This is a genomic window from Streptomyces sp. NPDC005898, from assembly GCF_040629635.1.
Classification (GTDB): domain Bacteria; phylum Actinomycetota; class Actinomycetes; order Streptomycetales; family Streptomycetaceae; genus Streptomyces.
In genome coordinates, this window is the sequence record NZ_JBEXWC010000002.1 from 499,746 (window position 1) to 522,852 (window position 23,107).

Consider the following 23,107-nt stretch of genomic DNA (forward strand, 5'->3'; position numbering starts at 1 on the left):
CGTACGCGGTCGTAACTTGACACTGATGAATGTGACAATGAGCGGCGGCTGCGTCAATAGTTCCGCCCGACCCCGCGGGACAGGTCCGGGAGATCCCCCAGGGGTCCACCGTCGGACGACCCCTACGGGCCCGTAATACTCCAGGCTGAGTGCGGGCCAGGCCCGTGGTCTGACGACGCGTGTGGCCCGCGCCACTACCTTCGAAGCGTGACTGTGATCGCGACCGAAAGCCTGAGCAAGCGGTTCCCGAGGGTGACCGCGCTTGACCGGCTCTCCATGGACATCGGGCCCGGTGTGACCGGACTCGTCGGGGCCAACGGAGCAGGCAAGTCCACACTGATCAAGATCCTGCTGGGGCTGTCCCCCGCCACGGAGGGCCGCGCCGCCGTGCTCGGTCTCGACGTCGCCACCAGCGGCGGCCAGATCCGCGAGCGCGTCGGGTACATGCCGGAGCACGACTGCCTGCCGCCCGACGTCTCGGCCACCGAGTTCGTCGTCCACATGGCGCGCATGTCCGGCCTGCCGCCCACCGCGGCCCGCGAGCGCACCGCGGACACCCTGCGCCACGTCGGGCTCTACGAGGAGCGCTACCGTCCCATCGGCGGCTATTCGACGGGCATGAAACAGCGGGTCAAGCTCGCCCAGGCCCTCGTCCACGACCCGCGCCTGGTCTTCCTGGACGAGCCCACCAACGGCCTCGACCCGGTCGGGCGCGACGAGATGCTCGGCCTGATCCGCCGCGTCCACACCGACTTCGGCATCTCGGTCCTCGTCACCTCGCACCTCCTCGGCGAGCTGGAACGCACCTGCGACCACGTCGTCGTCATCGACGGCGGCAAGCTGCTGCGCTCCAGCTCCACCACCGACTTCACCCAGATCACCACGACCCTGGCCGTCGAGGTCACCGACACCGACGAACACCCCGACGGCACCCGGGCGCTGCGCGACGCGCTGCGCGGGCGCGGCATCGGCACGGAGGCCGGCGGCGAACTGCCCGGCGCGGGGCACACGCTCCTGCTCACCGCCGAGGGCGAGGAGACGTACGACCTCGTACGGGACCTCGTCGCCGACCTCGGCCTCGGTCTGGTCCGCATGGAGCAGCGCAGGCACCACATCGCGGAGGTCTTCCACGACGAGCCGCGCCAGAAGCCCGCCCCCGCGCGCGCGGGCGCCGCCACCGACCAAGAAGCCCGGCCCACGGCCGCCGCCCAGGAACCCCGGCCCACGGCCGCCCCCGGCACAGCACACAGGAGGCGGACGCGATGAGCACCGAGTCCACCCAGATCCACAACATCGGATACCGGAACTACGACGGCCCGCGCCTGGGCCGCGGCTACGCCCGGCGCTCGCTCTTCTCCCAGAGCCTGCGCGGCGCGTACGGCCTCGGGCGCTCCGCGAAGTCCAAGGTCCTGCCGATGATCCTCTTCACGGTGATGTGCGTACCCGCCGCGATCATGGTGGCGGTCGCCGTGGCCACCAAGGCCAAGGACCTTCCCGTCGACTACACGCGCTACGCGATCTTCCTGCAGGCCGTCATCAGCCTCTTCCTGGCCGCCCAGGCCCCGCAGACCGTCTCCCGCGACCTGCGCTTCAAGACGGTGCCGCTCTACTTCTCGCGGCCCATCGAGCGCGGTGACTACGTCCTCGCGAAGTTCGCCGCGATGACCTCGGCCCTCTTCGTCCTCACGGCCGCGCCGCTGCTGGTGCTCTACGTAGGAGCCCTGCTCGCCAAGCTCGACTTCGCGGACCAGACGAAGGGCTTCGGCCAGGGCCTGGTCTCCGTGGCGCTGCTGTCCCTGCTCTTCTCCGGCATCGCGCTGGTCATCTCCGCGGTCACCCCGCGGCGCGGCTTCGGCATCGCCGCCGTCATCGCCGTCATGACCATCAGCTACGGAGCGGTCTCCACGGTCCAGGCCATCGCCTACGAACAGGGCAGCACCGGAGCCATCACCTGGCTGGGGCTGTTCTCGCCGATCACGCTCATCGACGGCGTGCAGAGCGCGTTCCTCGGCGCGACGTCCGCCTTCCCCGGCGGACAGGCCCCCTCCTCGGGCGTGGGCGCCGTCTACGTAGTCGTCGTCCTCGGCCTCATCGCGGGCTGCTACGGCGCCATGATGCGCCGCTACCGAAAGGCCGGCCTCTGATGAGCACGATCACCCTCGACCACACGTCCCGCTGGTTCGGCAACGTGGTGGCCGTCAACGACATCACCATGACCGTCGGCCCCGGGGTCACCGGGCTCCTCGGGCCCAACGGCGCGGGCAAGTCGACGCTCATCAACATGATGGGTGGTTTCCTCGCCCCTTCCACGGGCAGCGTCACACTCGACGGCAAGCCGATCTGGCGCAACGAACAGATCTACCGGGACATCGGCATCGTCCCCGAGCGCGAGGCGATGTACGACTTCCTCACCGGCCGCGAATTCGTCGTCGCCAACGCCGAGTTGCACGGCCTGGACGAGCGGGCCGCCCAGAAGGCGCTCGCGACGGTCGAGATGGAGTACGCGCAGGACCGCAAGATCTCCACGTACAGCAAGGGCATGCGCCAGCGCGTGAAGATGGCGTCCGCCCTGGTCCACGACCCGTCCGTGCTGCTGCTCGACGAGCCGTTCAACGGCATGGACCCGCGTCAGCGCATGCAGCTGATGGGGCTGCTGCGCGCCATGGGCGAGCAGGGCCGCACGGTCCTGTTCTCCTCGCACATCCTCGAAGAGGTCGAGCAACTGGCGTCGCACATCGAGGTGGTCGTCGCCGGCCGGCACGCGGCGAGCGGTGACTTCCGCAAGATCCGCCGCCTGATGACCGACCGGCCCCACCGCTATCTGATCCGTTCCAGCGACGACCGCGCCCTGGCCGCCGCCCTGATCGCCGATCCGTCGACGGCGGGCATCGAAGTGGACCTCAAGGAGGGCGCGTTGCGCGTCCAGGCGGTCGACTTCGGCCGGTTCACGGCGCTGCTGCCGCGTGTCGCCCGTGACCACGGCATCCGGCTCCTGACGGTCTCGCCCTCGGACGAGTCCCTCGAATCGGTCTTCTCCTACCTCGTCGCGGCCTGAAAGGGAGCATCGTGTACGACCCCACTGTGGCCCGGCTCACCTACCGTGCCCTGCTCGGCCGGCGCCGGGCGCTCATCCTCTCCGCCCTGCCCGTCCTGCTGGTCGTCATCGCCGTCGCGGTGCGCGCGCTCAACGGCGCCGACGACCAGGTGGCCGTCGACCTCCTCGGCGGTTTCGCGCTCGCCACGATGGTGCCGATCATCGGTGTCATCGCCGGCACGGGGGCCATCGGACCCGAGATCGACGACGGCTCGGTGGTCTATCTCCTGTCCAAGCCGGTCAAGCGGCCCACGATCATCTTCACCAAGTTGATCATCGCCATCGCCGTGACCATGGCCTTCTCCGCGATCCCCACCTTCATCGCGGGGATGATCCTCAACGGCAACGGTCAGCAGATCGCCGTGGCGTACACGATCGCGGCACTGGTCGCCTCCATCGCGTACGCCGCCCTCTTCCTGCTCCTCGGCACGGTCACCCGGCATGCCGTGATCCTCGGGCTCGTCTACGCCCTGGTGTGGGAGGCGCTCTTCGGCACGCTGGTGGCGGGGGCGCGCACGCTCAGCGTCCAGCAGTGGTCGCTGGCCGTGGCCCAGAAGGTCGGCGAGGGGGACCTGATCACCGCCGACATCGGCCTGCCGGCGGCGACGGCCCTGCTGCTCGCCGTCACGGTCACCGCGACCTGGTACGCGGGCCGGCGCCTGCGGTCGCTGACCCTGGCCGGGGAGGAGTAGCCGTCTGGACCCCCGCTCGCGCCGGGCGGGGGTGCCGAGCCCCGCGCACGGGCCCGGCGTGTCAGCCCAGGAGGCGTTCCAGGACCATCGCGATGCCGTCCGCCTCGTTCGAGGTCGTCACCTCGTCCGCCACCGCCTTCAGCTCCTCGTGGGCGTTGGCCATGGCCACGCCGTGGGCCGCCCAGCCGAACATGGGGATGTCGTTCGGCATGTCGCCGAAGGCGATCGTGTCGGCGGCCTTGGCGCCCAGGCGGCGGGCCGCCAGGGACAGGCCCGTGGCCTTGGAGAGGCCGAGCGGGAGCAGCTCGACGACGCCTTCGCCCGCCATGGTCACGCCGACCAGATCGCCCGCCACCTGACGCGCCGCCTCTGTCAGGGCGTCGTCGTCGAGGCCGGGGTGCTGGATGTAGACCTTGTTCAGCGGGGCGGCCCACAGGTCGGCGACGTCCGTGAAGGGCAGGCTCGGCAGGAGCCCGCCCTGGACCGCGTACCCCGGGCCGACCAGGACCTCGCCGGCGAGGCCGTCGCGGCTCGCGGCCAGGGCGAGCGGGCCGATCTCCGCCTCGATCTTCGCCAGGGCCAGGCCCGCCAGCTGCCGGTCGAGCGTCACCGAGGTGAGCAGCCGGTGCTCCCCCGCGTGATAGACCTGCGCGCCCTGTCCGCACACCGCTATGCCGTCGTACCCGAGGTCGTCGAGGATGTGCCGGGTCCACGGCACGGCCCGACCGGTGACGACGATGTGCGCGGCGCCCGCCGCGGTGGCCGCGGTGAGCGCCTCGCGCGTGCGGTCCGAGACCGTGCCGTCGGGGCGCAGCAGCGTCCCGTCGAGGTCGGTGGCGACCAGCTTGTACGGGAAGGACGGGGTGACCGGAGCTGGCTGGCTCACTTGGCGATGGGCTCCAGGATCTCTCGGCCCCCGAGGTACGGGCGCAGCACCTCGGGCACGAGCACGGAGCCGTCGGCCTGCTGGTGGTTCTCCAGGAGGGCCACGATCGTGCGCGGGACGGCGCACAGCGTGCCGTTCAGGGTCGCGAGCGGCTGGACCTTCTTGCCGTCGCGCATGCGCACGGACAGGCGGCGGGCCTGGAAGCCGTCGCAGTTCGAGGCGGAGGTCAGCTCGCGGTACTTGCCCTGGGTGGGGATCCACGCCTCGCAGTCGAACTTGCGCGAGGCCGAGGCGCCGAGGTCACCGGTCGCCACGTCGATCACCTGGAAGGGCAGCCCGAGGCCGGTCAGCCACTGCTTCTCCCACTCCAGGAGGCGCTGGTGCTCGTTCTCCGCGTCGGCCGGGTCGACGTACGAGAACATCTCGACCTTGTCGAACTGGTGGACGCGGAAGATGCCGCGGGTGTCCTTGCCGTACGTGCCGGCCTCGCGGCGGTAGCAGGGCGAGAAGCCCGCGTACCGCAGGGGCAGTTTGTCGGCGTCCAGGATCTCGTCCATGTGGTACGCGGCGAGGGGGACCTCGGAGGTGCCGACCAGGTAGTAGTCGTCCTTCTCCAGGTGGTACACGTTCTCCGCGGCCTGGCCGAGGAAGCCCGTGCCCTCCATCGCGCGCGGGCGCACCAGCGACGGGGTCAGCATGGGGATGAATCCGGCCTCGGTCGCCTGCGCGATCGCAGCGTTGACGAGGGCCAGCTCCAGGAGGGCGCCGACGCCGGTGAGGTAGTAGAAGCGCGATCCGGAGACCTTGGCGCCGCGCTCGACGTCGATCGCGCCGAGCAGCTCGCCGAGCTCCAGGTGGTCCTTGGGCTCGAAGCCCTCGGCGGCGAAGTCGCGCGGGGTGCCGAAGCGGTCGAGGACGACGAAGTCCTCCTCGCCGCCGACCGGGACGTCCGGGTGGACGATGTTCCCGAGCTGGCGCAGCAGCCGCTTGGTCTCCTCGTCCGCCTCGTCCTGGGCGGCGTCGGCCGCCTTGACCGCGGCGGACAGCTCGCCCGCCTTCTTCAGGAGTTCCTGCTTCTCCTCGGGCGAAGCCTTGGGGATCAGCTTGCCGAGCGCCTTCTGCTCGGAGCGCAGCTCGTCGAAGCGGACGCCCGACGACCGGCGCCGCTCGTCGGCGGAGAGCAGGGCGTCGACGAGCGCGACGTCCTCTCCACGGGCGCGCTGGGAGGCGCGAACACGGTCGGGGTCCTCACGGAGCAGGCGAAGGTCAATCACCCCTCCAGGCTACCGTTGTGCGGTTCCGGCCTACGACTCGATATGCTTTTGCGGGCTTTTGCCTGTTTTGCCGGACTGAATTCGCGGGGGGTGCCGAGGGCGGGGGCAGCGGCAATGCCGGCGAAAGATCACTGGAGGCGTCGCGGCCCGAGCGGCCGAAAAAGCCTCTCCTGTACGCACGTCGGCGGCCGGTCAATAAAACGGGCACCCTTCCCCGAAACGGGGCAGAGCGCGCTCGGTGCCTTGACCCGAACTCCTTGGGAGGAGCGGGACTTGGGCCCTGTGTCCGCTTCGGTTGTCCACAGGAATGGTTACTCCCGAAGAGTTATCCACAGGGTGTGCGAAAGATCTGTGGATGCCGGAAGAAGTCGTTCCGAAAGCCGCCGACGTGCCGAATGGATCTCTTCCCCCACCGACTCTCCACCCACTTTCGAGTGGAAATGGTTCGCTCCAAAGAGTTGATCAATGGAAAAGAGTGGACGAGGGGTGACGTGCGGGAGTGGGGACGGGGTCGGGCGCTCTGCGCCGATTTGTCGACCATGTCGCGCTTCGTTGTCGACTTGTCCCCAGGTCGAGATGCGAGCCTGTGGATAACTTCTGTGGACAACGAAAATCTGCAGGTAGGAATGGCGCGCGGAGCCGGTACCGGGGCGGCGAAGGGCCACTTTCGGCGTGCCGAAGACCTTCGGTGGCTAGAAACGACCGTCCTGGCAGCGCGCCAGCCAGTCCCAGGCCGCCAGGAACTCCTCGTCCGACGTCCCGGGACGCAGGGTCGGCCCGTCCGCCGAGGTCATCCCGGCCCGCGGATAGGAGCCGAGGAAGCGCACCTGCGGGCAGATCCGCTTGAGGCCCATCAGCGCCTCCCCGACCCGGCGGTCCGTGATGTGCCCCTCGGCGTCAACGGAGAAGCAGTAGTTGCCGATGCCCTGGCCCGTGGGGCGCGATTCGATCCGCATGAGGTTGACGCCGCGCACGGCGAACTCCTGGAGCAGTTCGAGCAGCGCGCCGGGGTGGTCGTCCCCCAGCCAGATGACGACGGAGGTCTTGTCGGCGCCGGTCGGCGCGGCCGGGCGGGCCGGACGGCCGACCAGGACGAAACGGGTCTCGGCGTTCGCCGCGTCGTGGATCTCGCTGACGAGCGGTTCGAGGCCGTAGGTGGCCGCCGCGAACTCGCCCGCGAAGGCGGCGTCGAAGCGGCCCTCCTGGACCAGGCGCGCCCCGTCGGCGTTCGAGGCCGCCGACTCCCACCGGGCGTCGGGGAGGTGGGCGGCCAGCCAGTTGCGCACCTGGGGCTGGGCCACGGGGTGGCCGGTCACCGTCTTGATGTCCGTCAGCTCCGTGCCGGGCCGCACGAGCAGCGCGAAGGTGATCGGCAGGACCACCTCGCGGTAGATCATCAGGGGCTCGCCCTTGGCGAGTTCGTCGACGGTGGTGGTGACACCGCCCTCGACGGAGTTCTCGATCGGCACGAGCGCCGCCGCGGCCTGGCCGCCCCGGACCGCGTCCAGCGCGGCCGGCACGGACACCATCGGGACGAGTTCCCGGGCGGCCGCTTCGGGCAGCGTACGGAGGGCGGCCTCGGTGAAGGTGCCCTCGGGGCCGAGGTAGGTGTAGCGCGTCGCCGACATACCGTCACCCTAATGGGCCGGACGTGGCACGGCTGCCGTGTCTCACCAAGCGGCGCGGCCGTCACCTGAGCCCCAGGGGCCCCATGGCAGCCACCCCTCCGGCCGCCGTTCTCCCCGCCCCGCAGCGGCCCCGTCGCCCTTCGCTACCCCTCCAGCAGCCGCTGCCCCACGTACTCGCCCTTCGCCGCCCCGCCCGGCACCGCGAACAGTCCGCTGGCCTCGTGGCGGATGAAGTCCGAGAGGGCGTCCCCCCGGTCGAGCTTGCGCTGCACCGGCACGAAACCGCGCAGCGGGTCGGCCTGCCAGCAGACGAAGAGCAGCCCCGCGTCCGGCTCGCCGTGCGCGTCGAAACCGTCGTGGTACGAGAACGGCCTGCGCAGCATGGCGGCACCGCCGTTCTGGTCGGGCCGGGAGATGCGGGCGTGCGCGTTGAGCGGAATGACGACCTTGCCGTCGGGGCCCGTCTTCTCCAGGTCCGGCTCGGTCGTCTCGGTGCCGCCGGTCAGGGGTGAGCCGTCCGACTTGCGCCGCCCGATCACCGCCTCCTGCGCCCGGTGGCCGAGCTTCTCCCAGTCGTCGAGGAGCATCCGGATACGGCGTACGACGGCGTAGGAACCGTCCGCCATCCAGGCCGGGTCACCGTCGGAGGGCACGAAGATCCGCTCGGCGAAGTCCTTCTCCGAGGGCTTCGGGTTGTTCGTGCCGTCGACCTGGCCCATGAGGTTGCGGGCCGTCATCGGCCGCGCCGTGGCGCCCGGCGAGCGGTTGAAGCCGTTCATCTGCCAGCGCACGCGCGCCGCCCCGGCCGCCTCCTTCTGGATCGCCCGCAGGGCGTGGAAGGCGACGAGCGGATCGTTCGCGCCGATCTGCACCCACAGGTCGCCGTTGCTGCGCGCCTTGTCGAGGTGGTCCGAGGAGAAGTCGGGCAGCGGGTCGAGCGCGGCCGGTCGCTCCTTCTTCAGGCCCGTGCGGGTGAAGAAGGAGGCGCCGAAGCCGAAGGTGACGGAGAGCCCGGAGGGGCCCGCGTCCCGGGCGACGGCGGTGTCCTCGTCGCCGAGCGGTTCGCCCGCCATCAGCCGCTCGGCCGACGCCGACCAGCGGCGCAGCAGGGCGGCCGCCTCCTTGCGGCCCGCGCCCGCCGTCAGATCGAAGGCGACGAGATGGCCGCGGGACTGCAGGGGCGTGGTGATGCCGGGCTGATGTTTCCCGTGAAACATCACCTCGTCCGCGCCCAGCGAGGCGAGGGCCGCCCGCGCTCCGCCAGGTGTCCCCGCCGCGTCGGAGGAGGGCGCCGCGGCGTACCCGACCGCGCCGCCCGCGGCGCCGAGCGCGAGGCCGGTCGCGCCGGCGGTGCCGAGGAGCCGTCGTCTGGAAATGCCGTTGTCCGTCATGCCGCCGAGATTCCGTTGTCCGTCATGTCGTTTCAGCCGATCTGCGCGTTCTTCTTCACGGTGACCTGGTCGATGTCGGAGGTCCGCACCGTCACCGCGATCTTCCAGTCGCCCGCCATGGGGACCTGCACCCCGCTCGCACTCCAGTGTCCGGTGGCGAGGTGGTCCGGGGTGACGGGCAGCGGGCCCACGTCCTTCGCCTCCAGGGTGAAGGAGACCTTCACCTCGGGGACGTCGAAGGCGCTGCCGTTGGGCCGCTTCACATAGAGGTGCAGGTCGTTGCCGCCGGTGCGGCCCGGGTCCAGTTCCAGGCGGACGGTACCCCTGCCGTCCTGGCCGCCGGTGTCGAAGGGCACGTCGAGCGTGAGCGGGCCCGAGCGCTGTGCGGCCGCCGCGGCGGTGGCCCGGGCGGCCTCCTCCTCGGTGCGGCCGGGTTCGGTGGTCGTCAGGACCGTCGTGACGGCCAGCAGGACGACGGCGACGCCCGCCTCCATGAGCACCGAGCGGCGCAGTCCGGAGCGGTGCGGGTCGGCGTCGCGGGCGCGCTTCTCGCGCGCGGCGGCCATGGCGGCCCGCTGGCGCGCGAGCTGGGCGGAGCGCTCGGAGTCGTCCGGGCCGCCGGCCCCGGAGGACGCCGGCACGGTGACCGGCGTCTTGCGGGGCCTGCCCGCCGGCTTCTTCTGCGCGCGCTGCTCGCCATCCGGGACGGCCGCGGCCTGCGACGCGCCGCCACTCGCCCCGGAGGCGACACCACCCGCCCCGGAGGCGACACCACCCGCCCCGGAGGCGACACCACCCGTCTCGGAGGTGATGCGGCCGGTCCAGCGCCGCGAGACGGCGGCGAGACCCACCAGGACGACGACCAGGCCGACCTTGACGAGGAGCAGCTGCCCGTACGCCGTACCGGTCAGCGCCGACCACGAACCGATCTGGCGCCACGACTGGTAGAGCCCGGTCGCGGCCAGGACGACGACGCTCGCGAACGCCACGCGCGAGAAGCGCCGCACGGCCGCGGCCTCCACCGAAGGCGTGCGGTACAGCGCGACGACGAGCGTGGCGAGCCCGCCGAGCCAGGCGGCGACGGCCAGCAGGTGCAGCACGTCGACGGGCATCGCGACGCCCGCCTGGATGCCGGTCGAGGCGTGCTCGGCCATCGCCCAGGTCGCCGCGATGCCGAGGGCGACGACGGTGCCGCCGATGGCGAGCCCGAAGGCGAGGTCCTTCTTCTCCTTCGGGTCCTCGCGCTTGTCGTACGCCCCGAAGAGCACCGCGATGAACAGCGCGGCGGCGGCGAGCAGCAGCAGCCGCGAGACCAGGGCCGCGCCGGTCTTGGTGTTGAGCACGTCGCCGAGCGCGCCCATGTCGAAGGCGTCGGCGAGCTTGCCCGAGCCGGTGTAGGGGGCGCGCAGCAGGAGCAGGACGAGCGTGGCACCGGTCAGCGTGAGCCACCCGTAGGTCACGAGCCGCTGGACGGGCCGCGCGCCCGCGCCGCGCGGCCAGCAGCCGAGTACGAAGGCGGCGCCTCCGACGACCAGGATGAACCCGGCGTAGGAGAAGTAGCGCGCGATGTCGTAGAGCACCCCGACGAGGCCGCCGCCCGCCTCCTGGTCGGGCAGGACGACCTTGGTCTGGGAGGGCGCGCCGATGGAGAAGGTGAAGGCGCCGGCGACCGGGTGGCTGTCGGCGGAGACCACCTGGTAGGCGACGGTGAAGGTGCCGTCGGGCAGGCCGGGGCGCAGTTTCACGCCGTACGTGTTGGCACCCAGGTCGGTGGTCCTGCCGGTGTCGACGCGCTTGCCGGCCGGGTCGAGGACCCGCACCGAACCGTCCGACATGGCGACCTTCTCCGAGAAGGTGAGCTTCACCTGGGCGGGGGCCTCGTCGACCACCGCTCCCCGCTTCGGGTCGCTGCCGGTCAGCGCGGCGTGCGCGGAGGCCGGCGCGGCACCGGCGAGGAAGGCGCCGGTCGCGGCGACGAGCACGAGAAGAAGCCGCCAGAAGCGGGGAGCGATGGTCTGCATCAGCGATCCGTCCTAGTACGACGTGTGCGTCATGTGCGTGTCGTGCGAGGCGTTCGAGCCGTCGTGCTGCCCGGGGCGGTACGTGGCCTCCTTGACCGGCACCTCGATCGTGATCGGGTCGGACTTCTGGAAGCGCAGGGTCAGCGGGACCCGCTCGCCCCGCTTCAGCTTCCGCTTGAGGTTTTCGAGCATCAGGTGGTTGCCCCCGCCGGCGAGTTCGAGCTTGCCGCCCGCCGGCACCTCGAAGGACTTCCGCTCCTTCATCGCGCCGCCCTCGGTGCTGTGCAGCGTGATGGAGCCCGCGACGTCGCTCGTGACGGAGGTGAGCCTGTCGGCACCGCCCTTGTTCGTGAGCGTGAAGTAACCGGCCGCCATGTCGGCCATGGTGGGCTCGGGGATGTACGCCCCGCCGATCCGCAGGTCGGGCTGCTTCGCGGCGGCCGAGGCGGCCGCGGAGTCCTTGGACCCCGACCCCGAGTCGTCGCCGCAGCCCGCCAGGGCGAGCGCCGCGGTGAGCGCCAGGGCGCCGGCCGCGAGCGCGCGACGGCGGCGGGTGGTACGGGTGGTGCGGTGGTTCACGGGGTCTCTCCCTTGATGAGCTTGGGGAGGTCCTTGGTGTAGTCGGCGGCGGTGGCGCCCTCGCCGTACAGGACGTATCCGCCGTCGGTCTTGGGCGAGAAGGCGATGACCTTCGTGCCGTGCATCGAGACGATCTTGCCGTTCTTGTCCTTCTTCGGCGGCTCGATGCTGATGCCGAGTTGGCGCGCACCGGCCTGGATGGTGGCGAATTCGCCGGTCAGGCCGGTGAAGTCGCGGTCCACGCCCTTGAGCCACTTGCCCAGTTCGGCGGGGGTGTCGCGCTTGGGGTCGGTGGTGACGAAGACGACCTTCAGCTTGTCCTGCTCGGCCTTGGGCAGGGCCTTCTTGGCGACCGCGATGTTGTTCATCGTCAGCGGGCAGATGTCGGGGCAGTGCGTGTAGCCGAAGTAGACCAGCGTCGGCCTGCCCTTGGTCTCCTCGCGCAGGTCGTACTTCTTGCCGTGGGTGTCGGTCAGGACGAGGTCCGGCTTCTCGAACTCCTTGTCCAGGACCGTCGCCACCTTGCCCGAGTCGGCCCCGGTGGAGACGTCGACGACGGGCTTCTTGCCGCCCTCGCTGTCACCGTCGCCGCCGCAGGCGGTCAGGGTGAGCGCGGACGCGGCCAGGAGGGCGACGGCGGCGAGCGTCCTCCGCCCGCCCGTGCCGCGGCTCAGGGTGCTGTTGTTGCTCGTGTTGCTCTTGGAGCTCTTCGTGCGCATACGGAAATGTCCCAGATGTGAGGGGCCGGGGTGCGCCGGGGCGGACGTTCGCCGCCGCGGCGCACCCCGTGTGGATGGCCGGCGATGGGTCAGCCGGTGACGCGGCGGCGCATGGCGAGGACGCCGAACGCGACACCCGCGGCGCCCACGACGATGCCGACGACACCGAGGACCCGGGCGGTGGTGTCACTGCTGTCGGAGGACTCCGTGGCGGCGCTCTCGCTCGTGCCGCCCTGCTCGCTCTTGTCGTCCGGCTTCGCGGCGCCGCCGTGGTGGTCGTCGGACGCGGCGGTCAGCCGGAGGGTGGGCGCGGGGTGCTCCGGCTCCTCCTGGCCCTTTTGCTGCGGCTCGATCCAGCGGACGACTTCCTTGTTGTCGTACGTCTGGACGGCCTTGAAGACCAGCTCGTCGGTGTCCTCGGGCAGCTGGCCCATGGAGAGGGGGAACTTCTGGAACGAACCGGGCTGGATGCCCTTGCCGTCGGCGGTCCAGGTGACCTTGGTGACGGCCTCGTCGATCTTCTCGCCGTGCATCTCCAGCGGCTTGTCGAGCTTGGACTTGGTGACCTTGGCGGTCCAGCCCGGGACGGCCTGCGTCATCACGGAGGCGAGCGGGTGGTCGCCGGGGAGGGAGACCTCCAGCTTGGTGGTCGCGGCGTCGTCCATCTCGTTCGGCACCTTGAAGTTGACCGTCGCGTAGCCGCCCTTGGCGGCCTCACCCTCCGGGGAGACGCTGACGTGCGCGAACGCGGGTGCGGACAGGACGAGAACGGCGGATGCGGCGGACGCGGCGACGGCGCTGACGGCGGCGGCACGGGACATCTTCATGAAGGAAACACTCCACTTCTGGCAGGGCGAGGAGTACGGGACGGCTCGCGGTCCGGGCCGGCGGCCCGGGGTCCGGCGTCCTGTACTCAGTACGGGGGGATGCGCGCGGCTCGGTTGGCGGCACGCGCGCGTGCGCGCCGAGCGACCCCTCCGTACCTCTGGTGGAGTACGTCTCCGAAAGGGATACGTCTCCGGGAGGGGCACGTCTGCGTGCCCCCGGGTGGAGTGCGTCGCGTCAGGCAGCGAGCGCGAGGTGGTGGACGCCCGCCGGCGGGCCGCGCCGGATGACCGCGTCCTCCAGGGTGACCGTGCGCGGCTTCGGCGGCGCGAGCAGCGCGGTACGCATGACCGGCGGCCCCGCCGTCTCGGGCGCACCGGGCAGGCCGGCCCGCAGGGCGCGTACGAGGGTGAGGGCCGAGCGCAGAGAACGTACGAGCGCCCCTTCGGCGGCCCCCTGCGCCCCCTGGGCGAGCCGGAGCAGCCGGAGCAGGGCGAGATCCCCGCGGCGCAGCAGCCACCCGGCGGCGAGGGCCGCGAGGAGGTGGGCCACGACCATGGGCGCCGACGGCAGCAGCGCCATGGCGTCCATCGAGCCGGTCGGCGCCATCGAGCCCGAGGTGGCCGATTCCATGGCGCCCGCGGCGGACCCGTGGTGGTGCGCGGCCGAGTGGACGGCGCCGCCGCCCGGGGTGAGTCCGGCCGTGCTGAGTATCCGCTGGGCCTCGGCGGGCGTGATGGTCGCGGCGCCGGCCCCGCAGACCAGCCGTGCGGCCCGCTCCACCAAGGCGGCGTCGCCGCTCGTCGGGGCGGCGGCCATGCCGTGCTGGCCGAGGCCGAACAGGGCGTGCAGCCCGAGCTGGCCCGCCCCGAGGAGCGCCGCGATGCCGGGCAGCGAACGCGCCCGCCCGGCGAGCGGCAGCGCCACCGCGAGGACGGCGACGAAGGCCGCGCCGAGCGTCCACAGCGGGACGGCGGCGCAGGAGGCGAGCACATGGCCCCCGGCGGACAGCACGACACAGACCGCGGCGAACATCGCGGCCCTGAGCAGCCGGAGATCGACGCCGTCACGCGGCGGGCGCTGGCGGAGGGCAGTCATGGCGGGGCCATCATCGCACTGGGTCCGCCCGGGGCGTACGGCAGGTCCGGAAGGTCCCGTTCCGGACGATGGGCACGGCTGTGTCCCCTCAGGGGGCCTGACGGGGCGTATGCGCGGTGCAGGAGGGAAGTACTGGGGTGTGGGGGAGTGCTGGGGCGCCCGGTGAGCGGGCAGAAGGGCCGTTCGTGAGCCGCCGAGGGGTGGCCGTCCTACACGAGCCGCGCACGCCGCGCGTCCGCCGTATGGGCGGCATCACGGTCGCCGAGCGCTTATTCAGGCGCCCCCGCGGCAATACGTATCGGTATGTCGAGCCGCAGCCAGGAGGCTGGAGCATGAGCATCTGGTGGTCTCTCCATTTGCGGCGCGAAGCTGCGAGTGTGCCGCTTGCCCGCCGCCTGCTGATCGGCACGATGGAGACCGCGGGCGTGGATCCCGACGTCTCCTTCGACCTGTCGGTCGCCCTCAGCGAGGCCTGCGCCAACGCCGTGGAGCACGGCGGTGCGGGCGCCGCCGGCGGGACGGCCGGGGCGTACCGGGTCACGGCCTATCTGGACGGCGAGAAGTGCCGCATCGAGGTGGCCGACTCGGGTCCCGGCTTCCCCGGGTCGCCGCGCGGCTGTCCGCCGCCCCGGTCGCCCGCCGCGGAGACGGACGAGCACGGCCGGGGCCTCGGCATCATCAGGGAACTCGCCGACCACGTGCACCTCGACAACAAGCCCGGCCGGGGCGGCGCCGTGATCAGCTTCGACAAGCTGCTGAAGTGGCGCGAGGGCGCGCCCGCCCTCCTGACGGCCTGACCCCACGCTCCGCCCTCCCGCGCCTGCCCGCCCCCGCCGCACCTGCCCGCGCCCCAAAGGCGACGGCCGGACCCCGCGGAGACCCGCGGTGCCCGGCCGTCGGCACGGATCGCTCCCGCCCGGCTCAGCCCTTGAGGCGCGCCATCCACGCCTCGACCTCGTCGGAACGCCGCGGCAGCGCGTCCGAGAGGTTCCTGTTGCCGTCCTCCGTCACGAGGATGTCGTCCTCGATCCGGACACCGATGCCGCGGTACTCCTCCGGCACGGTCAGGTCGTCCGCCTGGAAGTACAGGCCCGGCTCGACGGTCAGGCACATGCCCGGCTCCAGCGTGCCGTCGACGTACGTCTCGCGGCGCGCGGCGGCGCAGTCGTGGACGTCCATGCCGAGCATGTGGCCGGTGCCGTGCAGGGTCCAGCGGCGCTGGAGACCCAGCTCCAGGACGCGCTCCACGGGGCCCTCGACGAGGCCCCACTCCACCAGCTTCTCGGCGAGCACGCGCTGCGAGGCGTCGTGGAAGTCGCGGTACTTGGCGCCCGGCCTCACCGCCGCGATGCCCGCCTCCTGGGCCTCGTACACGGCGTCGTAGATCTTCTTCTGCAGCTCGTCGAAGCGGCCGTTGATCGGCAGCGTGCGGGTGATGTCCGCGGTGTAGTACGTATGCGTCTCCACGCCGGCGTCGAGCAGGAGCAGCTCTCCGGAGCGCACCGGGCCGTCGTTGCGCACCCAGTGCAGGGTGGTGGCGTGCGGGCCGGCGGCGCAGATCGAGCCGTAGCCGATGTCATTGCCCTCGACGCGGGCGCGCAGGAAGAACGTGCCCTCGATGTAGCGCTCGCTCGTCGCCTCGGCCTTGTCGAGGATCTTCACGACGTCCTCGAAGCCGCGCGCGGTCGAGTCGCACGCCTTCTGCAGCTCGCCGATCTCGAACTCGTCCTTGACCAGCCGGGCCTCGGAGAGGAAGACGCGCAGCTCCTCGTCGCGCTCGGCGGTGACCTTGTCGGTCAGCGCGGCCTCGATGCCGGCGTCGTGGCCGCGTACCACCCGCACCGGGCCGGTGGCCTCGCGCAGCGCCCCGGCCAGCTCGCGCACGTCGGAGGCGGGGATGCCGTACAGCTTCTCGGCCTCGGTCAGGGAGTGGCGGCGGCCGACCCACAGCTCGCCCTGGCCGTCCAGCCAGAACTCGCCGTTCTCGCGGTCGGAGCGCGGCAGGAGGTAGATCGTCGCGTCGTGGCCCGTCTTCGTGGGCTCCATGACGAGGACGCCGTCCTCGGTCTGGTTGCCCGTGAGGTACGCGTACTCGACGGAGGCGCGGAAGGCGTACTCGGTGTCGTTCGAGCGGGTCTTCAGATTGCCCGCGGGGATCACCAGGCGCTCACCGGGGAAGCGCGCGGAGAGCGCGGCGCGGCGGGCCGCGGTGTTCGCGGCCTGCGGGATCGGCTCCAGTTCGTACAGCTCGGTGTCGGCCCAGCCGGACTTCATGTTCTCGGCGAGCTCATCGGAAACGCCCGGGTACAGGCCGTTCTTGCGCTGCTTGATCGGCTCTTCTTCGGTCTCGTCCGGGCCTGCTGCGTCAGCAGCGATGGGTTCCGCCGGGTTGAGGGCGTCCGACACGGGTCTGCCTCCTAGGTACGACACTGGGCCGCCTTCCATCGTACGGGCGTACGGAAGGGGGCACAGGGCCGTTGGACCACTTACAGCGCGTGGCCGGGGCCTCACGCGAAGCGGGCCGCCAGGAGCACCACGTCCTCCTCGCTGTCCACCGTGTCGAGGCCGTCGGGGAGGACCGTGCGCAGCACGTGGTCGGCGATCGCGCCCGGGTCGTCCCTGAGCGCCTTGGGCACCCCGGCCGCCGCCGCGTGCAGCCGCGCGAACGCCCGGTCCATCGCGTCCCCGGTGCGGTGCAGCAGGCCGTCCGTATAGAGGAGCACCGTTTCTCCGGGCTCGGGGGAGATCTCCACGCTCGGCGCCTCCCAGCAGGCGAGCATCCCGAGCGGCGCGGACAGCGAGGTCTCCACGAACTCCGTGCGCCGCTCGCCGATGATCAGCGGCGGGCTGTGGCCCGCGCCCGCGAGGACGACCTTGCGCAGGGCGGGCTCGCAGTAGGCGAAGAGGGCGGTGGCGGAGCGCGCGGGTTCGGTGAGCCGCAGCAGCAGCTCCAGATCGGAGAGTACGGCGACGGGGTCCTCGCCCTCCATCACGGCGTACGCCCGCAAGGAGGCGCGCAGCCGCCCCATCGCGGCCACGGCGCTCGGTCCCGAACCGGTGACCGAGCCGACGGCGAGGCCGAGCGCGGCGTCCGGCAGCGGCAGCGCGTCGTGCCAGTCGCCGCCGCCGCGCGGCCCGGTGCGCTGCCGGGCGGCGAGCTGCACGCCGGCGACCCGGGGCAGCCGCGCGGGCATGAGTTCCTCGCGCAGGGTGGCGGTGGTGGTGCGGGCCCGGTCCAGTTCGAGCAGTCGGCCGAGGTGCTCGGTGGCGTAACCGGCGTAGAGCCCCGCCAGGTGGCGTCTGCGCTCGGTCGGCTCGGCGGGCTCGTCGTACAGCCAGACGGCGGCGCCGATCAGGCCCGCCCCCTCGGTGGCCAGGGGCAGCGCGTAGCTGGCGGCGTAGCCGAGGCGGACGGCGACCTCGCGGTGGCGGGGGTCGAGGCCCTCGTCCGCGAGGAGGTCGGGCCGGACGATCTCGGGGCGGGGGCCGGGGGTGGGGCCTTCGCTCGCCGGGGCGTCCAGGATCTGGCCGTACGAGGTGGCGCCGCGCGGCACCGTCTCGAGGTGCCCCAGCTCGGCGCGGGTGAGGCCGAGGCCGGTCGTGGTGTCGGGGCCGAGTCCGTCGGCGGGCTCCAGGACGGCGAGCCCCCGCCGGGCGCCGACGAGGGCCGCGCCGGCCCGCAACAGCTCCGGGACGGCCTCGTCGAGGGTCCGGGTGCGGGCGAGCCGCTCGGTGAGTTCGTGCAGCGTGGTGAGGTCGGAGACCCAGCCCGCGAGGCGGTCCTGGAGGACGGCGCAGGGGGCGGCGGGGACGGGAGGGTCCACCGGGGCGGGTGTGCTGGGCGCGGCGGGCGCGACAGTGTGGGCTGGTGGCGGAACTGTTGAATCGATTCCGGCCACTTTCGGGAGGTGCGGGGCGTTCATGGCTGACGGCTTTCCGGCCGGTGCGTAATGCTCGATAGCATCGCAAACCCCCATGTCATTATGCGCCGCTAGCAATGTCTCCAGATGTACACGCCCTGGTAAGGGGATGTCCAGCATTGTCCTGCTGGGATTCCTGGTGTCCGTGTGCATTCCGAGCAGAGTTAACGATCTTGGAAACTTGGCTGAAAAACGCGCCGAGTTAAGGCATATTAGGGTCGACTGACGTTGTTCGGTAGAGCGTTGCAGCGGTCGGGCTGGGTACGTACTCAGTGCTGACCAGGGGCAGTTGGGGACCGTCCGGAACCTCGCGCGGCACCCGGGCGTCTTCACGCACGACGACCGTGCCCCATCCTCCCGTGGGGGAGGCGGCAAGCAATATCGCGCGACGGCAAACGCCAGGCGCCGCCACCCCACGCCACGTCAACGCTCGGTTCAGAGTGGTTCCCCATGCCGCAGGCTGGGGTCGGATGTGCCAGCTCGTACGTACAGCGAAGTGATCCACACATGGTGTAGAGATCCACACATGGTGTGATGTGGCCCGCAGTCTCCCCGGCGGCAAACGCCGGCGTGCAACGGAAAGGAACGAGCGCTCATGCGCGAGATCCTCGGAAGGCGACGCAGGCTCCTGTCCTGGCGAATCGGAAGGAAGCCCGGCCGGAGTACCGGACAGATCGGCGCGGCCCTGACCTTCGCCACCGTCTGGCGGTGGCCCGTACTGCCGGGCGTCGGCCTCGACCGTCCGGACGGCGGCCGGTGCGCCTGCCCGGACCCCGACTGCGTGGTGCCCGGCGCACACCCCCTCGACCCCGGGCTGCTCGCCGCGACCACCGACGAGCGCATGGTGCGCTGGTGGTGGACCAACCGCCCGGGCGCCCCCATCGTGCTCGCCACCGGAGGCGCCGCGCCGTGCGCCGTCAGCCTCCCCGTCGGCGCGGGCGCCCGCGCGCTGGCCGCGCTCGACGCGGCGGGCGTCAGGCTCGGCCCCGTGGTCGCCACCGAGAGCCGCGTCTATTTGCTGGTCGCGCCCTACTCCATGGCCCAGTTGGGCGAGTTGCTCTACGCGAAGGACTACGTCCCCGGCTCCCTGCGCTTCCACGGCGAGGGCGGCTATCTGGCGATGCCCCCCTCGGGCCAGGGGCCGGTCCGCTGGGAGCGCGCCCCGCTGCCCGGTTCGGCCGCCCCCTGGGTGCCCGACGTGGAGGCGGTCGTGGACGCCGTCGTCGACGCCCTCACTCGTACGGGTGTGAGCGCACCCGAGTTGTAGGGGAAATGGGCGCGCGGCGAACGGGCCGCGCGCCCACTGTCGTTATGTTCGGCCCATGCAACCCCGCCTGATCGTGCTCCTGGGCGTCGCGACCGTCACGGTCCTCCTGCCGCTCTCCGGCGCGTTCGCCGGGCCGGTCGGCGACGGTGACGCGAAGTCGCCCCCCGCCGGCCCCGCGCTCGACCCCGCGGCCGGCCCCGTGAAGGCCCCGGCCGGTCCGGCGACGGCGCTGGCCGGTCCGGCGAAGACGTGCGGTCCCGAACTCTCCACCCCCGACGGCATCGAGGCCCAGACCTGTGTCCTCACCCAGGGTCACGACACCTGGGCCCGTACGTACTACCGCAACGCGACCGGCGACGACCTGAGCGCCGTACTGACCGCGATGGGCCCGCGCGGGCGCACCGTGCGGACGCACTGCGCCGTGGGCGCCGGGGACGAGCCGGGAGCGTGCGAGACGCCGCGGGAGCGGACGGCGGGCAGGGCGGCGGCGTACTGGGCGGTGGCGGAGTTCGCCGCGGGGGAGTCCGGCGCGCTGCTGCTGCGGTCGGGAAGCAACTCCGCGTCTCCGCAGGGAAGTTGAGCCCTTGACCGGTCCCGGACATGGAAGGGCCCGGTTGCTGGCGACGGGGGATGCACCAGCAACCGGGCTACCTGAACGGTAACAAGAGATCGGCTCCTGGCAAATTCGATCTCGGTTATCCGGACAGGGATTCACCTGCGACGACGGGGAGTTGTGACAGGAGTCACGCTCTTCGACCGACTGACCGGTGGGTCAGCAGCGCGCGGACCCCGACCGGTCAGCTGAGCGTGACCTGACGATTGGTGAGACCACCGCGCGCCCGGCGCTCGTCCGGGGTCAGCGGAGCGTCCGAGGCGAGCGCCGCCGCGAGCCGCTCGGCGAACTCGGCCGCCGGCTTCTCGACGTCGTCGGCGCCGACACCGCTCGGCAGGTCCCACACCGGCACGATCACCCCGTGCGCACGGAAGGACCCCACGAGCCGGGTGCCCTCGCCGAGGCTCGACGTACCGGCCGCGTGCAGCCGGGCCAGCGCGTCCAGGAGCTGCTCCTCGGGGTGCGGCATGACCCAGCGCAGGTGGTTCTTCTCCGGTGTCTCGCACCAGTACGCGGCGTCCACGCCCGTGAGCTTCACGGTCGGGATGGCGGCGGCGTTGGCCCGCTCCAGGGAAGCGGCGACCTCCGGCGAGGCGTTGTCCGGGTCCGGCACCCAGAACTCGAAACCGGCGTGCACCACCGGCTCGAACGGCGCGTCGGGTGCGAGCACGTCCTGCATGCGCGGCCCGTCGGCGGGCGCGCGGCGGCCCTGCACCGGCGTGCCCGGCTCGGCCTCCAGGGCGCGGCGCAGGGTGTCCGCCAGGTCGCGGCTGATGTCGCCGGACGAGGTGTCGTTCTGCAGCCCGAGCAGGACCGAACCGTCGTCCCGGCGCAGCGCCGGCCACGCCATCGGCAGCACGGTGGCCAGCGTGACCGACGGGACGCCCTCGGGGAGGCCGTCCTTGAGCGTCAGCTCCACGGTGGCGGCGGGCACCAGCTCGCGCAGCGCGACCCAATCGCACTCGCCCGGCAGGCCCTCGAAGGGGCGCTGCACCAGCTCGGCCACCGCCTGCGCGGCGGCCCGGCCGTGACAGGCCTTGTAGCGGCGGCCCGAACCGCAGGGGCAGGGTTCACGGGCGCCGACGGCCGGATAGCTCTCGTTGCCTCCGCCCTTGAGCTGCGGCTGCTGCTTGCCCTTGGTCTGGGGGCGCTTCTTGGCCATCTTGGGTGTCTCCCGGCTGCGGCTCTCGTGCTCTCTTGCGTACGGGCGCGAGCCTAGCCGCTGGCGCGGGGCGCGCCGGGATTCACCTGGGAGGGGTCCCCCTGAGGGGGCTTTCGAGCGGCTCGGTCCACTCTGCCCGACGGGGGCTTCAGGAGCCGCTCGGTCCCGTGGACGGGACGCTCGGCGCGGTTCAGTCCAGGTCGTCGAAGGGGTCGGCGAAGGCCAGGTCGGTCAGCACGGCCGCCGACGGGGCGGCGACGCGCGTAGCGAAATCCTCGGAGCGGTGCCCCGCTTGGACGACGACCCAGACGGTGACCTCGCCGTGCACGTCGTCGCGTACCCCCCAGGTGTCGGCGAGCGCCGAGATGATGTTGAGCCCGCGGCCGCCGTGCGCCGTGACGGACGGTGTGGCCGGAATCGGGCGGGTCGGACCGCCGCCGTCCGTCACCTCGACCGTCAGCCGGCCCGTCTTGTCGACGTGCCAGGCCGCTCGCACGTCGCCGTCGCCGACCATTCCGCGGCCCAGCGGCCTGCCGTGCCGGCACGCGTTGCTGAGCAACTCCGACAGGATCAATACGGCGTCGTCGATGACCGACTCGGACACTCCGCCGACACGCAGCTGATCGCGCATCCGGTGCCTCGCTTCCCCCACGCCCGCAGGGCCATGGGGCACAGCCATGCTCGACGACGTGGGCACCTCCCGTGCCACCACCAACGCCACCCCCGAGACCTCCTTCACCCCACGCCATCGTGTGGATGCCCCAATGGACTGGACCGGAAACCGGCCAATCGCTCCCCGGTGAGGCACTCGTGACGATCGAATACGCACCGAACGCGCCGGTGCACTCCCTGTAACGGGTGCTATCGGAGTCCCAGCTGATCCAGTTGGGTCAGGACCTGCTTGGGGCGGTTGGTGATGATCGCGTCGACGCCCAGTTCGGCGCAGAGCTCGACGTCCTCCGGCTCGTTCACCGTCCAGACGTGCACCTGGTGCCCCGCGCGCTTCAGCTTGGCGACGTACCCGGGGTGGTTGCGCACGAGCCGCAGGGAGGGGCCCGCGACGCGCACGCCCGCGGGGAGGCGCCCGTCGCGGTGGCGGGGCGAGACGAACTGCATCAGATAGGCGGTCGGCAGCGTCGGGGAGGCGGCCCGCACGCGGAGCAGCGAACGCGCCGAGAAACTCATGATCCGCACCGGGGAGGCGCTCTCCGTGGCGGGCGCGTCCAGACCGAACTGCTTCAGGAGCAGCATCAGGCGCTCCTCCACTTGTCCGGCCCAGCGCGTGGGGTGCTTGGTCTCGATGGCCAGGCGTACGGCGCGGCCGGCGGCGTTGTTCTCCGCGACCAGCTCCAGGAGCCGCTCCAGGGTCAGGACGGAGGTGTCCTCGCCGAGGCCCCCGCCGACATCCACGCCAGCGGAGCGGTCCCAGTCCGGGCCCTCGCCCTCCTCGGCCTCGTCGTGATGCCGCTTCCAGGAGCCGAAGTCGAGGGCGGCGAGATCGGCGAGTTCGAGCGCCGACACCGCTCCCCGGCCGTTCGAGGTGCGGTTGACGCGGCGGTCGTGCACGCAGACGAGATGGCCGTCCGCGGTGAGCCGTACGTCGCATTCGAGGGCGTCCGCGCCGTCCTCGACCGCTTTCCTGTAGGCGGCCAGGGTGTGCTCGGGGGCATCCTCGGAGGCTCCGCGGTGGGCGACGACCTGGATCGGGTGCTGTCGTGCGAGGGTCACCGCGTCATGGTGCCATCACGGGGTACCCGTCGGCTCGCGGAGGGCCGCGCGGGGCCGCGTCCCGGGGCGCCGGACACACAGGCTCGGCTTATGGTGCCCTGACGGCCCATGGGAAAAGCTGACTGTAGACAAGACATACGTACAGTCGGCACATACGCACAGTCGGCACATCCGGGCCGTGACCGAGTACGCCAGCCACGACAGCATGGA

21 protein-coding genes are annotated in these 23,107 nt (G+C 71.9%); 7 read left to right on the forward strand and 14 right to left on the reverse strand.

What is annotated here, in order from left to right; genetic code table 11:
• Window positions 1-213: 213 nt before the first annotated feature.
• The 4 genes from ABZ385_RS05010 to ABZ385_RS05025 are packed head-to-tail and all read left to right on the forward strand — an operon-like array spanning window position 214 to window position 3,786.
• On the forward strand, window positions 214-1,266 hold the full coding sequence (locus tag ABZ385_RS05010) for an ABC transporter ATP-binding protein (protein ID WP_358584116.1): 1,053 nt from the start codon (window positions 214-216) through the stop codon (window positions 1,264-1,266).
• Entirely contained in the window at window positions 1,263-2,144 is an 882-nt protein-coding gene (locus ABZ385_RS05015; protein ID WP_358584093.1) for an ABC transporter permease subunit, read from the forward strand. The genes ABZ385_RS05010 and ABZ385_RS05015 overlap by 4 nt, the downstream gene beginning before the upstream one ends.
• Entirely contained in the window at window positions 2,144-3,055 is a 912-nt protein-coding gene (locus tag ABZ385_RS05020) for an ABC transporter ATP-binding protein (RefSeq protein ID WP_358584095.1), read from the forward strand. The genes ABZ385_RS05015 and ABZ385_RS05020 overlap by 1 nt, the downstream gene beginning before the upstream one ends.
• 11 nt (window positions 3,056-3,066) lie before the next feature.
• Window positions 3,067-3,786 carry an ABC transporter permease gene (locus tag ABZ385_RS05025; RefSeq protein ID WP_358584097.1) on the forward strand — a complete coding sequence of 240 codons (720 nt, stop codon included), beginning with the start codon at window positions 3,067-3,069 and terminating at the stop codon, window positions 3,784-3,786.
• A 61-nt stretch (window positions 3,787-3,847) separates the two neighbouring features.
• On the opposite strand, the gene ABZ385_RS05030 is transcribed toward ABZ385_RS05025, so the two are convergent.
• The 9 genes from ABZ385_RS05030 to ABZ385_RS05070 form a co-directional block, all read right to left on the reverse strand.
• Window positions 3,848-4,672, reverse strand: coding sequence for an HAD family hydrolase (locus tag ABZ385_RS05030; RefSeq protein WP_358909714.1), 825 nt, complete (start codon window positions 4,670-4,672; stop codon window positions 3,848-3,850).
• Window positions 4,669-5,946, reverse strand: coding sequence for a serine--tRNA ligase (gene serS, locus ABZ385_RS05035; RefSeq protein ID WP_358584101.1), 1,278 nt, complete (start codon window positions 5,944-5,946; stop codon window positions 4,669-4,671). The genes ABZ385_RS05030 and serS overlap by 4 nt, the downstream gene beginning before the upstream one ends.
• Before the next feature lie 692 nt (window positions 5,947-6,638).
• A complete protein-coding gene (gene pheA, locus ABZ385_RS05040) occupies window positions 6,639-7,574 on the reverse strand; it encodes a prephenate dehydratase (protein ID WP_358584103.1) in 936 nt (311 codons plus the stop codon).
• Window positions 7,575-7,717: 143 nt separating this feature from the next.
• A complete protein-coding gene (efeB, locus tag ABZ385_RS05045; RefSeq protein WP_358584104.1) occupies window positions 7,718-8,965 on the reverse strand; it encodes an iron uptake transporter deferrochelatase/peroxidase subunit in 1,248 nt (415 codons plus the stop codon).
• A gap of 32 nt (window positions 8,966-8,997) precedes the next feature.
• Window positions 8,998-10,986 (reverse strand): copper resistance protein CopC, encoded by a 1,989-nt coding sequence (locus ABZ385_RS05050; protein WP_358909716.1) that lies wholly within the window; start codon window positions 10,984-10,986, stop codon window positions 8,998-9,000.
• 12 nt (window positions 10,987-10,998) lie between these two features.
• Window positions 10,999-11,565: a copper chaperone PCu(A)C gene (locus tag ABZ385_RS05055; RefSeq protein WP_358909718.1), complete on the reverse strand. Its 567-nt coding sequence runs from the start codon at window positions 11,563-11,565 to the stop codon at window positions 10,999-11,001.
• On the reverse strand, window positions 11,562-12,284 hold the full coding sequence (locus ABZ385_RS05060; RefSeq protein ID WP_358909719.1) for an SCO family protein: 723 nt from the start codon (window positions 12,282-12,284) through the stop codon (window positions 11,562-11,564). Before ABZ385_RS05060 ends, ABZ385_RS05055 begins: the two co-directional genes overlap by 4 nt.
• A gap of 89 nt (window positions 12,285-12,373) precedes the next feature.
• Complete coding sequence (locus ABZ385_RS05065; RefSeq protein ID WP_358909721.1) at window positions 12,374-13,111, reverse strand: YcnI family protein; 738 nt, start codon at window positions 13,109-13,111, stop codon at window positions 12,374-12,376.
• A 235-nt stretch (window positions 13,112-13,346) separates the two neighbouring features.
• The gene (locus tag ABZ385_RS05070) at window positions 13,347-14,207 is read right to left on the reverse strand and encodes a hypothetical protein (RefSeq protein WP_358909723.1); all 861 of its coding nucleotides are present in this window, start codon (window positions 14,205-14,207) and stop codon (window positions 13,347-13,349) included.
• A 332-nt stretch (window positions 14,208-14,539) separates the two neighbouring features.
• On the opposite strand from ABZ385_RS05070, the gene ABZ385_RS05075 reads away from it, so the two are divergent.
• A complete protein-coding gene (locus ABZ385_RS05075; RefSeq protein ID WP_358588576.1) occupies window positions 14,540-15,004 on the forward strand; it encodes an ATP-binding protein in 465 nt (154 codons plus the stop codon).
• A gap of 124 nt (window positions 15,005-15,128) precedes the next feature.
• Here the strand turns inward: ABZ385_RS05075 and ABZ385_RS05080 are convergent, their stop codons facing one another.
• Both ABZ385_RS05080 and ABZ385_RS05085 read right to left on the reverse strand, forming a co-directional pair.
• Window positions 15,129-16,583: an aminopeptidase P family protein gene (locus tag ABZ385_RS05080; protein ID WP_358588600.1), complete on the reverse strand. Its 1,455-nt coding sequence runs from the start codon at window positions 16,581-16,583 to the stop codon at window positions 15,129-15,131.
• A 131-nt stretch (window positions 16,584-16,714) separates the two neighbouring features.
• A complete protein-coding gene (locus ABZ385_RS05085) occupies window positions 16,715-18,247 on the reverse strand; it encodes a PP2C family protein-serine/threonine phosphatase (protein WP_358588578.1) in 1,533 nt (510 codons plus the stop codon).
• 475 nt (window positions 18,248-18,722) lie between these two features.
• Between ABZ385_RS05085 and ABZ385_RS05090 the strand changes: the two genes are divergently transcribed.
• Entirely contained in the window at window positions 18,723-19,394 is a 672-nt protein-coding gene (locus tag ABZ385_RS05090) for a bifunctional DNA primase/polymerase (RefSeq protein ID WP_358909725.1), read from the forward strand.
• 55 nt (window positions 19,395-19,449) lie between these two features.
• A complete protein-coding gene (locus ABZ385_RS05095) occupies window positions 19,450-19,974 on the forward strand; it encodes a hypothetical protein (protein ID WP_358909727.1) in 525 nt (174 codons plus the stop codon).
• Window positions 19,975-20,191: 217 nt separating this feature from the next.
• Here the strand turns inward: ABZ385_RS05095 and ABZ385_RS05100 are convergent, their stop codons facing one another.
• From ABZ385_RS05100 to ABZ385_RS05110, 3 genes are all read right to left on the reverse strand, one after another.
• Window positions 20,192-21,169, reverse strand: coding sequence for a DUF5926 family protein (locus ABZ385_RS05100; protein WP_358909729.1), 978 nt, complete (start codon window positions 21,167-21,169; stop codon window positions 20,192-20,194).
• 190 nt (window positions 21,170-21,359) lie between these two features.
• Complete coding sequence (locus ABZ385_RS05105; protein ID WP_358909731.1) at window positions 21,360-21,977, reverse strand: ATP-binding protein; 618 nt, start codon at window positions 21,975-21,977, stop codon at window positions 21,360-21,362.
• 53 nt (window positions 21,978-22,030) lie between these two features.
• Complete coding sequence (locus ABZ385_RS05110) at window positions 22,031-22,897, reverse strand: glycerophosphodiester phosphodiesterase (protein ID WP_358909733.1); 867 nt, start codon at window positions 22,895-22,897, stop codon at window positions 22,031-22,033.
• Window positions 22,898-23,107 lie beyond the last annotated feature (210 nt).